Raw genomic sequence first — 14901 nt, forward strand, 5'->3', positions numbered from 1 at the left:
AATGACTAATGACTAATGACTAATGACTAATGACTAATGACTAATGACTAATGACTGATGACTGATGACTAATGACTAATGACTAATGACTAATTCCCCATGCCATATAAATTAGGGTTCCAGACTTATCATCTGGAACCCTAGATTTATTAAGCTTTTTTAGCAGTGGGCGGGGAGAGAATCGAACTCTCATACCTTTCGGTGTCAGATTTTGAGTCTGATGCGTCTACCAATTTCGCCACCCGCCCTTTTGGGTTTCACCATCATAACACACCGATCGATTTCCTGCAAGCAAAGATTCATAATCTTTTGAACTTGCCCAGCGATCGATCTCTCTGGCGCGCAATACTGGTACAGGATGGGACAACTGAGCCGTCTGAGCTTGTTTGAGCAGTTCTCCGAGTTGAGTGCTGCTGAGGTCGTCGTAGGCCCGGGCCTGCGCCAAAAACGCATCTACATTCAGTTTGGGAGCTAAAGTCGGCGAACCTCCGGCCAGTTTCATCAGCACCGATGCTACCACTTTTGGGTCTTGGGTGGCGAGCAAGGCGGCGCGATCGCACGTAAATTCGGCACACCGCAACCATTCCAACATTTGCGCCTGCAAACCCTGCACCAGCACGGTTCCCACAGGCGAAATTTGACCGGCGGCCAACACAATTAAATTAGCCAGAGTCAGGTAAACTCCGTGCTCGCACTTCAAATGCCCCAACTCGTGAGCGATTACTGCCTTAACTTCCTCGTCTGTGAGCAAATCAATCAGAGAAGTGTGCATCACCACAAAAGGCTGTTTTCCCCGCATCGCAAAGGTGTAAGCATTCGGCATCGGATGCTGGCGGACATAAAGCTGCGGCACCTCCAAATCCAGAGTTGTGCAGGCTGACAACAGCAATTGATGCAGGTGGGGCAATTGATTTTCGCCGACTTGGACGCTGGAGGCTAGATTTTCGAGCATGAAAAACTGTTCGCCAAGTTGTCCCAGCAACTGCCGCACGATCAAATCCAGGCCGGGCAGTTGTTTGAGAGTGCTGGTGGCTTCCAAGTCTAGCGGGTGGCGAAATTGGTCTGCTTTCAAACCGATGAGCGGTATGTTCGACATTTTAATCCTGAGTCATTAGTCAATAGTCACTGGTCGTTAGTCATTGGTCATTGGGAAGTGGGAATTATGAATTGGCAATTGGCAATTGAAAAAGGTGGAATTATTTTTGTTTCTTCTTCCTTCTTCCTTTTTCCTTTTTCCTTTTTCCTTCTTCCTAATGACTAATGACTGCTGACTAATGACTAATTAACAGTTTAAACCCGATCGCACGGGATTGACAGGAGCCTCAGCAGTCGCCGGGTCTGTGCCCTCTTTGACGCGCCGCAACTTAGCTCCCAATTTTTGCAGTTTCACCTCTAACTGCTCGTAGCCGCGGTCTAAGTGCTGCAAGCTGCTGATGGTGGTGACACCATCGGCTGCCAGTCCCGCTAGCACTAACGCCGCCGAAGCCCGCAAATCAGTTGCCACTACTGGCGCACCCGACAGCATGGATACTCCGCGCACAATCGCTACATTACCTTTAAGGCGAATGTCGGCGCCCATGCGGTTGAGCTCTGCTACGTGGCGCAAGCGATTCTCAAACACGGTTTCTTTGATCAAGCTGTCTCCTTGGCTCAGGGTCAGCAAAGCCATAAACTGAGCTTGCATATCTGTGGGGAAACCTGGGTAAGGCAGAGTTTCGATGTCTGTGGCCGAGTGAGTTTGGCCGGGAACTATCCGCAAAATTTCGGGGGATTCTGCAATAATTTTCGCCCCAATTGTCTTCAATTTGGCAATGACTGCGGTGAGGTGGTCGGGAATTACCGGCGACAAAGTGATTTCGGAGTGAGTGATGGCTCCTGCTACTAAAAATGTTCCGGCTTCAATGCGATCGGGAATAATGGAATAGTCTACTGCGTGCAGCTTGGGAACTCCCGAAATGACGATCGTATTCGTGCCGGCGCCTCGAATTTTTGCTCCCATAGCGCGGCAGAAATTCGCCAAATCTGCGACTTCCGGCTCTTGAGCCGCATTTTCAATCACGGTTTCTCCTTCAGCCAGAGTCGCCGCCATCATCAAAGTTTCAGTTGCGCCAACGCTGGGGTAGTCCAAATAAATTTTGGCTCCTTTCAGGCGGCGGTTCGGCCCTTTGACGTAAGCGTGAACCGTGCCGTGGTCGATGTGGACTTCGGCGCCGAGGGCTTGCAGACCGCGAACGTGCAGTTCAACGGGTCGGGCGCCGATGGCGCACCCACCGGGCAAGGGTACTTTGGCAAATCCCAAACGCGCTAGCAGTGGCCCGATGATGAAGAAGCTCGCCCGCAGTTGGCTGACTAATTCGTAGGGGGCTTGAGCGTCTATGAGGTTGCTGGCGTTGATGTCTAAAACGTCTCCGTTCTGCTGTAAGTTGACTCCTACAGCCGAGAGAATTTGCCCCATGCGGGCGACATCGACTAGACCGGGAACGTTGCGGAGACGGCAATCCTCTGGGCATAGCAGGGTTCCTGCCATGACTACTAAAGCCGAGTTTTTGGCGCCGCTGATTTTGACGTGTCCTTTAAGGGGCTCCCGACCCCAAATTTGTAATACTTGTTCGTCGCTTTCAGGTGAAGCTGGCAGGTTAGACGAGTTCTGAGCTGGTGTAATGGGTTTGGCCTCCATAATGCGCTTCGTTACTTTATACATTATTAATTTTGGTTCGATTTTACCGGAAAGTTTTTATATGTCTAGGGGGCACATGAGTAATTCCAGGCATTATATTTCCTGCCATTGAGTCTGGGTGAGGCTTTCAGGTACGATCGCACAAATAATGCCGATCGAGTCTCATGAAGTTATCTGTATCAAAATTTACGTTCCTTTGTGGCGGTCGCTCGCATCACAGATGTTGTACATTTGTCAACGAACTTTTTAAGTAAAAGCCGGCTGGGTTGTTGACAAAGGTGTTACACTAGATAACAAAATCCCGGGATTTTACCGTACATTACCGGACTTAAACCAAAAAAACTTTTCTCCCCCAAGAAAATATGATGGTTGTTGAAAGACATTACATAGACAGACAGCATCAGTTTTTTCAACAGTTCGATCGCTTATCCTTCCTGTCAAAAAACCTCTACAATCATTCTAACTATTGGATGAGGCAACACTTCTTTAAGTCTGGGTCGAGCGCGGACTCGGATTCAAGTCTCAAACAGTTATATGCTATCGTCAAACCCACCTCCGACTATAAATCCTTACCCGCCAAAGTTAGCAATCAAGTTCTCAAACAAGTTATTCACGATTGGTCAGCTTGGCAAAAGTCAATAAAAGCCGATCGCCGGGAGATCCCGAACTTTTCATCCCGCCCCAAAATTCCAAAATATAAACATAAAACTTGCGGAAGGAACTTATTAATTTACGATAACCAATCCATAGGACAAAGAGGGAGACAGAAAAATAACGGGCGACTTCATTTATCGGGAACCGACATAATAATTGCCACCAAAGCACAAGATGTCATAGAGGTAAGGATAGTTCCAAAAACCGCAACCTACATAGTTGAGGTAGTTTATGAAAAGCCCGTTACCCTGGCGGATTTCCACCCCAAATTCATAGCAGGTATAGATTTAGGGATTGATAACCTCGTGGCAATGGCATCAAATAAGCCCACATTTAGGCCAACTATTTATGACGGAAAGCATCTCAAATCAATCAATCAAGGTTTCAACAAGCGCGCCAGCTTTCTACAGTCGCAACTAGAAACAGGAAAATATACCACCCGCCAAATCCAGCAAATCACCTTAAAGCGAAACAAGCGAGTAGAAAACTACCTTCATCAAACCAGCAGTTTAATTGTCAAGCGCTTGGTGGAGGAGCAAATAGGGCAGTTAGTAATTGGCAAAAATGAGAAATGGAAACAAAATGTAGAGTTAGGAAAAAAAACTAACCAGACATTTTGTTCAATTCCTCATGCCAAGCTAATAGACACGATCGCCTACAAAGCTCAGTTAGTGGGTATCGAGGTAACAGTTACAGAAGAATCTTATACAAGTAAGTGCAGTTTTTTAGATTTAGAGCCTGTCGGTAAGCAAGAGTCTTACCAGGGTAAGAGAGTGTTTCGCGGGTTGTTTCGGTCAGTGAGTGGGACTCCGATTAATGCTGATGTGAATGCAGCATTAAATATGATTAGAAAAGTAAGCGGAAACTCACCCTTTGAGGGGTGCAGCAACCGTTTAGAGGTGTTTGCAGTTTCACCTGTGCGGGTCAATCCTGTACGAAAAAAAACACAAAAAGTCCGGTAATGTCAAGCATTGCCCGGTTTTTTGTGAACTGTAAGATATCGGTTCGATCGACCATGCCAGAAAGTTAACACATTGTCCATCACCCCATTGCCTGTGCTACCCTGTGACTACAACCTAGAGCCAAAGCTACTCCTAGCATATGGTTCACATTAAACGGATCGAACTGACTAACTTTAAATCTTTTGGCGGCACAACGTCCATTCCCGTGCTGCCGGGTTTTACTGTGGTTTCCGGACCCAACGGTTCTGGCAAGTCCAATATCCTCGATGCTTTGCTGTTTTGTCTGGGGCTTTCGACTTCTAAGGGAATGCGGGCCGAACGTTTGCCGGATTTGGTCAACAGCGCCCAAAACAAGCGCGGTACGATCGAAGCTAGCGTTACTGCGACTTTTGCGCTGGAAGATGTGGGGGAGGAATGGTTCGCCCGGGATGAAGATGAGGATGAAAATGCAGCAGATGAGTTATCCTCTGAAGCAGAGGAAGTCGAAGGGATAGAAATTGCCGAAACTCTAGACAACAACGGACAATCACCTGCTGCTAATCCAGAACCGCCTCTCTCTGTTGAAGAAGCCGAAGGGATAGAAACGGCCGAAACTCTAGACAACAACGGCCAATCATCTCCTGTCAATCGAAAATCAAAAATCGAAAATCGAAAATCGGAAGAGTTATCTGTTGAAGAAGTCGAAGAGATTGAAATCGCAGCAACTCAAGACAACAACGGACAACTACTCGCTACCAATCGAAAATCGAAAATCGAAAATCGAAAATCGGATGAGTGGAGTGTGACGCGCAAACTTCGGGTAACTCGCCAAGGTACTTACACTTCAACTTATTACATTAACGACCAACCTTGCACCCTGACTCAACTTCACGAACAACTCAACCGCTTGCGAATTTATCCCGAAGGCTATAACGTCGTGCTGCAAGGAGACGTTACCAGCATTATTTCGATGAATTCTAAGGAACGCAGAGAAATTATTGATGAATTGGCTGGGGTGGCTCAGTTCGATCGCAAAATCTCTTTAGCTAGGCAGAAGTTGGATGAAGTTAAGGAGGTGGAAGAACGCAGCCGGATTGTGGAAAAAGAGCTGATTTCTCAGCGGGATCGACTTGCTTCCGATCGCACAAAAGCGGAAAAATATCAAAAATTGCGGGCGGAATTTCAAGAAAAGTCGCAGTGGGAAATTGTGCTGAAATTCCGCCACTTGCAGCAGCAAGAATGGAAACTGCGAGAACAAATCGAAACGGGCGATCGCACTTCTGCCTCTCTCACCGAACAACTGCAAACAATTAGTACCCAAATTCAAGAAGCAACCGCCGAACTTGACGCGCTGAATGCCCGCGTTAAAGCTTTGGGAGAGTCGGAACTGTTGGCTTTGCAAGCGACGATTGCGACTCAGGAAGCGGAACGGCGGCAACTGCAAAACCGCAAACAGGATTTAGAAATAACTGCTGGGCAAATGGCGGCTAATATAGCACAAACCGAGTCAGAAGTTCGGCAATTTCGGCAAAGTTTGGAGCAAATTGAGATTGAAATATCTTATGTTAAGTCTCAGCAGGGGAGTTTTCAGGAACAGCGGGAGGCAGCCCAGCAAAGTTTAGATGAAAATCGGGAAGTTGCAAATGCGATCGCCTCGACGGCCGAAGTTTGGGTACAGCAGCAAACGGAACTGCACCGCCAAATCGAAACAATTCAACAAACTTTGGAACCGCAGCGTACAGAACAAGCTACTATCGGAGAAAGAGCCGATCGCCTGGAAAGCCAAATTCAAGAACAAAACCAATCGCTGCAAGTATTGGAACAGGAAATTGAAGCGAAAAAAACTCAGCAATCCCGCCTTGTGGAAACCAAAAGCCTTGCATCTTTGCAAGTAGAATCGCTGAATCAGATTTTAGTCGAAGCCGAACAAGAATTGCAACTGCAACAGGAAACGCAAACTCGTTTGTTGGAAGAACAGCGGGAAAGACAGCGCAAATTAGACAAACTAGAAGTGCAGTTTCAAGCAATGCAAGAAGCGACGGGAACGTTTACTGCAAAAATTGTCGCGCAAAGCGGAATTGGCGGAGTTTGCGGCTTGGTGGCTCAACTGGGCAGGGTAGAACCGCGCTATCAGTTGGCGCTGGAAATAGCGGCGGGCGGCCGCATGGGAAATATGGTGGTGGAAGATGACAGCGTGGCTGCTGCTGCGATCGAATTGCTGAAACAAAAACGGGCGGGAAGGATGACGTTTTTGCCTTTGAATAAGATTAGAGGCGGCAGGTTTTCGGTGAATGAAAATTTGCGGCGCGCGGCTGGGTTTGTGGATGCGGCTGTTAATTTAATTGATTGCGATTCGCGGTATCAGGAAATTTTTGCTTACGTTTTTGGCAGTACGGTTGTGTTTAGCAACCTCAGCGACGCCCGCCGCTATTTGGGACAGTACCGGATTGTCACTTTGGACGGGGAAATTTTGGAAAGTAGCGGGGCGATGACAGGGGGAAGTTCTACTAACAGATCAACCTTGCATTTTGGCACGGTTGATGCTAGCGAGGCGGATAGTGAAGCCCGGACGATTGCCTCTTTGCAAGAAAGGTTGGAGGAAATTGAGCGGATTTTGGAAAGGTGCAAAATTGCGATCGACCGCGTGTCTGTTTCAGTCAAAACTCGCAGCCAAGAATTGATGGAAGCGAAACAGAATTTACGCGAAAATCAGTTGCGCTTGGAACAGTTGGATTCAGAAATTAAGAATTTGCAAGCGCAACAGGCACAAGTGCGATCGCAAATTGCGAAAAACACGCAGGAATTAACTAATTCGCGATCGAGATTGCAGTTGCTGGAGGGAGAATTGCCCGCACAGGAAACTCAATTGCAGCAGTACCGGGAAACTTTGGCGCAGTTGGAAGAGTCGAACAGTCACAGCGAATGGCAGCAAATGCAATCGAGTTTGCGCGCTCTAGAAGCGCAGCTGCAAGAGCGAGAATTGGCTCTGAGAAACGTCCAGCAGCGCCAAGGAGACTTGGAAAATCAATTCGGGCGTTTGTCAGAGAAAATTAAGGAAGGCAGCGAGAAGTTGCAGGAATGGCAAGTGCAGCAAAACGCGGGGGCGGATGCGATCGATCGCATTGTTTCGCAGGAGTTAGAACTCGACCGGCAAATTGCCGAAGCTCTGGCCGCTTTGGGGGAAATTGAGGAAAAATTGGGCGTGCAGAAGGGAGAGCGCGATCGGGCGGAATCTCAACTGCGAGAGAAGCATTTAGCCAAACAGCAGTTACAATGGCAGTTGCAAAAACTCCACGAAACCCAGCAAGAACGCCGGGAACAATTAGCCGCAGTCCGCACTCTATTGGAAACGCAGCGCGCGGAAATGCCCGACCCCGTGCCGTCGATTCCTGAAAATGTCGAGAAAGCCAATTTAACGGAATTGCAGCAAGAAGTAAAGGCGATCGCCAAACGCATTCAAGCCCTAGAACCGGTCAATATGCTAGCCTTGGAAGAGTACAACCGCACTCAAGAACGCCTTCTTGAATTGAGTCAAAAATTGACAACATTAGAAGGAGAACGCACTGAACTGCTGTTGAGAATCGAAAACTTTACCACGCTCAGGCGGCGCGCTTTTAAGGAAGCTTTCGACGCGGTTAACGAGAACTTTCAGACTATCTTTGCGGAACTTTCCGAAGGCGATGGCTATCTCCAGCTAGATGACCAGGAAGACCCCTTCAGCAGCGGCTTGAATTTGGTTGCTCACCCGAAGGGCAAACCCGTACAGCGGCTGGCTTCCATGTCTGGAGGCGAAAAGTCGTTGACGGCGCTGAGTTTTATTTTTGCGCTGCAACGCTACCGCCCATCTACGTTCTACGCTTTTGATGAAGTGGATATGTTTCTGGATGGGGCAAATGTGGAGCGATTAGCTAGAATGATAAAACGACAGTCTGAACAAGCCCAGTTTATTGTTGTGAGTTTGCGGCGACCTATGATTCAATCGGCACAGCGTACAATAGGTGTTACTCAAGCACGGGGAGCTTATACTCAAGTCATAGGACTGAAGCTATAGTCCCGGAGTGTCTGTTAACTATCGTGTTGAGTGATATATGTACTTAATAAATCAGGATTAAACTTACAATGACATCCGAACAAATTTGCCAACGCTCCGACATTCTCGGCACTCAAGTCATCACCCGCGACAGAGGTAAACGCTTGGGGGTGGTTAGTCAATTGTGGGTGGACATTGATCGGCGGGAAGTTGTGGCGATCGGTCTGCGAGATAATATATTCGCGGTCGCTGGAATGCCGAGGTTTATGTTCCTCAGCAATGTCAGCGAAATCGGCGACGTGCTGTTGGTGGAAGATGAGAGCGCGATCGAAGATGATGTTGATGTTGAAGTCTACAGCATTTTGATTAACAGCGAAGTTATTACCGAAACCGGCGAACTTTTGGGTAGAGTGCGGGGCTTTAGGTTCGACCCCGAAGACGGTAAGTTAGTTTCTATAATTATCGCTTCCCTAGGAATCCCCCAAATCCCCGACCAAGTTCTCAGCACTTACGAGTTAGGGATTGAGGAAATTGTCAGCAGCGGTCCGAATCGCTTGATTGTCTTTGAAGGTTCCGAGGAAAGGCTCAGGCAGCTTAGTGTGGGTTTGCTCGAGCGCGTCGGTTTGGGTCAAGCACCTTGGGAACGAGAAGAGGACGAGCAAGGTTATTATCCGAAACCCGTGGCTACAGCAAATCAATTGGGCCCGGGCGTGCGGATACCTGCACCGGAAATGCGCAGCAAGGTAGCGGCGCCTGCGGTGGAGGAAGTTCCTTGGGATGAGGATTTGCAGTGGAATCGGGCTCCGGTGCGCCAGCCGATGCGCGCGGTGCAGCCTGAGCCGATTATCGAGGATTACGAGGATTACGAAGAGGATAATTGGGGCGGCGAGGAGGACGATTACGAGGAGGAGTACGAGGAGAAGCCACAGTACACTCGGTCTGAGAGTTCTCGCCCGAAGCAGCCGGTGGTGGAGTACGAGTACGAAGATGATGTGGAGGCCGATGCTTGGGCTGACGATGAGGCGCCGAAGCCTTACAAGGCTCCTCGGGTGAATATCCCTGAGAAGACTAAGACTCCTGAGTACGAGGAGGAGCCTGGTTATTAGAAATTAATCCATCGGTTGGGCGGGTTTACGAGATTGTGTGTTTTAGACATAGATAGTTGGTGAAACCCGCCCCTAGAATGGCTCTGGGGGGCGGGTTTTAAAAACAATATTTGAGGTTCACACACAATTTAGATAAACCCGCACCCACACAGCCGATAATCTAGATTAACCTCAGGTTCGAGCTCATCCAAAAAAATGTAGATTCCGATTATTCGTTGGGCGGGGGCGGGTTGATTGTATTGTTGGTCTTACGCCGATATGGTTGGTGAAACCCGCCCCTACGATAAATTATGAAAAAAAATTTTATTAAAAGCTCTATTTTTAGGTTAATAACTTATCTAATTTTTCCAATATTTCTATCTGCTACCAGTGCAGAAATCGTCTTGCGAGTTGCGGGATACAAACCCTGGGAAATAGAAAATGTTGATGTTGCCGTCGAACCAAAAGGTAACTTTTTTACCAAAGACTCGGAACTCGGCTACAAACATTTGCCGGGAAAATTTAAGGTAACACTTAACGGCAATTACTCATTTAATGCAATTCACCTCAATAATAGTCTCAGAATAACACATCCACTCAATACTTACAATCAATCCTCAAAAAAACCTGAGATTTGGATATTTGGCTGTTCTTTTACCTACGGTTGGTCATTGAATGACAGCCAAACTTATGCTTGGTTGCTGCAAGAGAAATTACCCAAATATGAAATAGTTAATTTTGGCGTTAACGGCTACGGCACGCTGCACTCGTTGATTCAATTCAAAGAATCACTCAAACAAGGAAATAAACCAAAAATTGCGGTGATTGCTTATGCGGGATTTCACGACCGTCGCAATACTTTGTTAAGGGCGAGGAGAAAGCAAATGGCTGCTTGGAATAAACTCGGTATTCTGTTGCAGCCTGATGCTAGGCTGAATGGAGAAAATAATTTTACCTACAGCATGGCAAAACTTGAATATCGCGAGTTCCCCCTGATGCGCCTTTCTGCATTAAGCCATTTTTTGGAGGTTAATTACAATCAATTTGAAGAGGGATTGTATAGAAGCCATGAGGTTTCTAAGGCAATTATTGAAGAGTTTAACCGTGTGGCTGAGGCTAAGGGTGTTAAGTTAGTTGTGGTGGGAATTAATAGCGGTTCTGCTAAGATGTTGCAGGAGTTAAGTCAGGAGGGAATTGCTACCGCGGATATTTCGGTTGATTTGAAAATACCTGCCAATAATAATTTACCTCATGACCTTCATCCAAGTGCGATCGCGAATCGGCAATATGCAGAAAAGTTACAGTTTTTTTTGCAAGGTACTGTTTTAAGGTAAGTTAACGAACCGCGAAGGCGCGAAGGGCGCGAAGGAAGAGAGAAAGAGGAAGTTTAGAAGTTATTTAGGGTTACGAGAGTAATGGCATTATTGGATTTTGTTTCTTTTAAGTTGCCTCGCAAGTATCTGATTGATGTTTTTTTTCTGTTTTTAGTTGTTCTCGTAACAGTTGCAGTAACATCAATCTATGTATCTAGCGAACATACTTTTTATTGGTGGGATTACGCGGGATACTATACGGCTACAGTCAACACGGCAAATTTGTTTCGAGACTCGCCATATCAAGCATGGCGCGGAGTTATAGAATCGCTATCTAAGGAAAAAAACCTGTTAATTTCTCTGCCGTTAGTGCCGTTTATTCTCTTATTTGGCGAGTCTCGGCTGAGTTACATTCTCAGCGTATCCCTGATTTATGTGCTGCCGTTTCGCCTGTTGCTGGGGGCAATTTCTGCAAAGCTAATTCCAGTTTATTCCCGCCGGGTGTTTTGGTCAACTGTGCTGCTGAGTTTATTAATTCCTATGAGTTGGATACCGACTCTGCGGGGATATCTGGATACTGGCGGCTGTGTGTTTGTAGCCTTGGCAATTTGGGTTTATTTGCAGGATGTTAAGCTGAAATCTTGGTGGAAAATCCCGTTGATTGGGTTTTTGCTGGCGGCGGCTATTCTGTGGCGGCGCCATTTTGCTTATAGTGCGATCGCATTTTTTGGTGCCGCGACTTTACAGGTTTTCATCGAGTTTATTGTACTAATATACCGTAGGGAAACGGCATTGTCGTCTCCAAAAGACAAGGACGTGGCAGTGCCGTTTCCCTACCGATGCTTGTTTGAATCCGGTGTAAAGTTAGGGTTAATAGCTGCAACTAGCTTGACTATTTTAATGTTGGTAGCGGGAGATTTTACTCGCAGTGCTCTGACGGTTGACTACCGCAATTTGTATGTCGCTTGGAGTTTGCCTGTAAATGATATTTTAACTCGTTATGCGGATTTTTACGGTTTGGGGACTTGGCTGCTGGTACTGATTGGTTTTTCTGCGGGAATTCTCACCCGAATGCTGGTTCCGGCGGCGGCTATTTTTGTTTCGTTGTTTGGGGTTTTGTCGCTGATTGAATGGCTGTTAGTCTTGCGTTACGGCTACTTGCACTATACAATTCATATTACACCGATCGCACTTTTAGGAATATCCACATTTTTCTGGACAACTTGGCTGACACTCAAGGGAAAAGTCCGGTATTTCATGCTGGGCGCGGCGGGTTTGTACCTGCTTTTGAATGCCGCAGTCGGGTTAATTCCTGTCAAAATTGATTTGTCAAGACTGTTTATCGCTAATTTTCCGCCGTTAGTGCGATCGGACTACGACGAAGTTGTAAAATTAGTAGAGTTTCTGCGAAAATTAGCACCCAACGAAGAACCGATTTATATGGTCGGTGCTTCTAACAATTTCAATGCTAACATCCTCAGACAAGCCAACCGAAAATTAAACCCGCCGGAGGGTTGGTGGAAATTAAATACAATCGGGAGACCGCAAATTGACTCGCGCGATACTTACCCGCTACCGGAGTTGTTGCAGTCACAATATGCGGTGGTTGCTGTACCTTTTCAGCAGGTGTTACCGACAGACGAACAAGTTTTGCGATCGCACGAACAAGATGTTGTTAAAGTTGTGTACGATGCCTTTACTCAAAACTGGGAGATTGCCCGGGATTTCCAAGTGCTACCGGAACAGTTTAAGCTAGAAAACGGCGTGACAGTCAGCGTTTACCGGAGGATGCGGCCGACTGATACAGCAACGGCAGTTAGGACTCTGGATGCGATGCAGCGGCAAATAGTCGATCGACCGGGCACGCAGTTAGATTGGATTAGTTTGCATCAATCAATCTACACAAGTGCCAATTATTCAGTCAGTCAAGAATCGGATAACCTATATAATATTGTAACTCATCCAATTAAAAACAGCAAGAAACTCGATACATCTTTCCTGTATTTAGGTTCCATCTCAGACAAAGCGAAAGTTACCGGCAAACTCAATTTACCTAACAAACAATGTCCGGGAATTGCCCTGCGCTTGACTTTGTGGGACAAGCAAGGTAAATTAGTAGACTCAGCAGAGATGGCTTACAGTCAAAAAAGTGCGATCGGCTTAAATCTATTTGTTGAGGGCAAAAATCCACTTTATCTGCTGCTTGAGGTATTGAATAGCAGCAAACAGGATTTAACAAACCAATGCCAACTGGAGATTAATAATTTAGCTGTCAATAGGTAAATTGAACCCTCAATGCAGAAACATCAAAAATCTAAATGGTATTTTAATCTATCTCTCTATACTTTTGTCATCATCGGCTCCCTGATAGCAACTGGCTATATTTTTCCCCTAGGAGGCAACTTTCCAGAATTGCCACAAATCCTATCGCTGCTAAATCCTGAACTCTACAAAAATGACTATCATGTTCAGGAAATGGTGAAATTTAATCCGAGATCCTACTATTATTATATCATTTATTTCTTAGCCAACTTAGGGTTAAGTATCCCGTTGGTGCATTTTATTTATCAATTCCTAGCATTCGGTTCCTTTATCCTAGCTTGCTACGCAATTATCAATATCTATACTAATTCCAAACTGCCAGCAGCAGCGATGGCTTTTTTATGTATAGCCTCTTCATTTACAGATGTTGGTAACACGCTGATATTTTCCACAAAATCAGTACCCAGTACCTTCGCGATGGCCTTCGCAATCTGGGGAATTTACTTTAGTTTGCGTCAGAAATGGCTGACAGGGTATTTCTTTTTTGGACTGGCTTGTCTGCTGCAATTCTTAGTGGGTTTGTTGCCGGGATTGATGATGGTTCCCGTTTTATTTATTGAATCTGTAAAACTGCGGAAGTTTAAAACATTGATTTTGGCGATCGCACTTTTAGCAGCAATGGCAAGTATCGTTTATTTGCCAATGTTACTAACAGGTACTACCGGCACTCAAACTATTGAGAATGCTGAGTTTGTATACATTCACGCAAAAGTACGGAATCCTCACCACATCCTCCCGTCAAATTGGCATATTGGGAGTTGGTTCAACTTTATATGTTTCATCATTGGTGGCTTATTGTGCATCAGAAATGCCGATTTACTGCGCCAAGAAGACAAAGTTAACTTTTATGTAATTATTAGTACCTCAATTTTTGCGCTGCTGCTGAATTACATATTTGTAGAAGTTTACCCACTGGCTTTAATTGCCAAACTCCAGTTAGCTAGAACCGTACCTTTTGCTCAAATAATTATATTTATTGCCATCAGCTTGCTAGTCGATCGACTTTACCATGCAAAACAGCTAGCTATTGGTTTGCTGCTGTTAATTATCCTCACTTTACCTAACCGAGGTATTTTATTTTTAGCCTTATTTGTATTTTTATCAATTTGCCAAACCCAAAAATATATAATTCCCAAACGATACACTATTTTGCCGTGGATTTTCACGGCAGGAACATTAACTTTCAGCTTGATATATCCGCTGACTAATTCAGGAGAAATAATAGGCGATCGTATAATTAGCATACCTATCCTTTTCTCAATTATTGCCTTGCCTTTTATTTTAGAAAAAACATCCATTTCTCAACCAATAAAACAAATTCTCACCCATGCCTTAGCTTTAGCAACTACCGCCATCTTAGTTTTTGGGGTAGCAGGAATTTTACCAAAACCAATGTTAGACCTATTTCAAAAAAAAGTTAATATTAATGCCGTTCCCAGCGACGACTTAAACAAATTAGCTGTGCGATTTTCACAAATTAGCAGTCAAGATGCACTGGTATTAATTCCACCTTCAGTTACCAGCTTCCAGTTTTTCTCTCAGAGAGCTATAGTAGTTAATTTCAAGAACTCTCCCCTGACAGAAAAAGGCATCAAAGAATGGCAAAATCGCATGGAAGCTGTTTTAGGGGTTCCCTTAAACCCGCAAATGATTTGGGGAGGAAATGACTTATTCATCCGACGCAGCAGTGCGGATTTAGTCAAAGTAGCCAGAAACTATCATGCCGATTATATCCTGACTCGTACTGACTGGCACCCAAACATTCAAGGGGAAATCGCAGACAAACAAGGCAAATGGATACTGTATAAAATTAGGTAATAAATAATTGCTAATAGGTAATTGGTAAAACTTGTTAAATCCAAATATGACTTTTATCTTA

The 14901-nt window shown here is 45.6% G+C and carries 8 protein-coding genes and 1 tRNA gene; 6 read left to right on the plus strand and 3 right to left on the minus strand.

The window, feature by feature from the left end:
• Nucleotides 1–166: 166 nt before the first annotated feature.
• From QUB61_RS13855 to murA, 3 genes are all read right to left on the minus strand, one after another.
• Nucleotides 167–248: transfer RNA gene (locus QUB61_RS13855), tRNA-Leu, on the minus strand.
• On the minus strand, nucleotides 227–1096 hold the full coding sequence (locus QUB61_RS13860; RefSeq protein ID WP_333127121.1) for a M48 family metallopeptidase: 870 nt from the start codon (nucleotides 1094–1096) through the stop codon (nucleotides 227–229). Before QUB61_RS13860 ends, QUB61_RS13855 begins: the two co-directional genes overlap by 22 nt.
• A gap of 186 nt (nucleotides 1097–1282) precedes the next feature.
• Nucleotides 1283–2701, minus strand: a complete 1419-nt coding sequence (murA, locus tag QUB61_RS13865; RefSeq protein WP_333127123.1) for a UDP-N-acetylglucosamine 1-carboxyvinyltransferase — start codon at nucleotides 2699–2701, stop codon at nucleotides 1283–1285.
• Nucleotides 2702–3039: 338 nt separating this feature from the next.
• Here murA and QUB61_RS13870 point away from each other — a divergent pair, with 338 nt between their 5' ends.
• From QUB61_RS13870 to QUB61_RS13895, 6 genes are all read left to right on the plus strand, one after another.
• Nucleotides 3040–4293, plus strand: coding sequence for a transposase (locus QUB61_RS13870; RefSeq protein ID WP_333127125.1), 1254 nt, complete (start codon nucleotides 3040–3042; stop codon nucleotides 4291–4293).
• Between the two features lie 139 nt (nucleotides 4294–4432).
• Nucleotides 4433–8323, plus strand: coding sequence for a chromosome segregation protein SMC (smc, locus tag QUB61_RS13875; RefSeq protein ID WP_333127127.1), 3891 nt, complete (start codon nucleotides 4433–4435; stop codon nucleotides 8321–8323).
• 68 nt (nucleotides 8324–8391) lie between these two features.
• Entirely contained in the window at nucleotides 8392–9408 is a 1017-nt protein-coding gene (locus QUB61_RS13880) for a PRC-barrel domain-containing protein (protein ID WP_333127129.1), read from the plus strand.
• Nucleotides 9409–9698: 290 nt separating this feature from the next.
• Nucleotides 9699–10721, plus strand: a complete 1023-nt coding sequence (locus QUB61_RS13885; RefSeq protein WP_333127131.1) for an SGNH/GDSL hydrolase family protein — start codon at nucleotides 9699–9701, stop codon at nucleotides 10719–10721.
• Nucleotides 10722–10802: 81 nt separating this feature from the next.
• Nucleotides 10803–12983 (plus strand): hypothetical protein, encoded by a 2181-nt coding sequence (locus QUB61_RS13890; RefSeq protein ID WP_333127133.1) that lies wholly within the window; start codon nucleotides 10803–10805, stop codon nucleotides 12981–12983.
• A gap of 12 nt (nucleotides 12984–12995) precedes the next feature.
• The gene (locus tag QUB61_RS13895; RefSeq protein WP_333127135.1) at nucleotides 12996–14840 is read left to right on the plus strand and encodes a DUF6798 domain-containing protein; all 1845 of its coding nucleotides are present in this window, start codon (nucleotides 12996–12998) and stop codon (nucleotides 14838–14840) included.
• The last annotated feature ends 61 nt before the right edge of the window (nucleotides 14841–14901 follow it).

Origin of the sequence: Microcoleus sp. C2D2, assembly GCF_036702495.1 — a bacterium.
In the GTDB taxonomy this organism is placed as follows: domain Bacteria; phylum Cyanobacteriota; class Cyanobacteriia; order Cyanobacteriales; family Microcoleaceae; genus Microcoleus.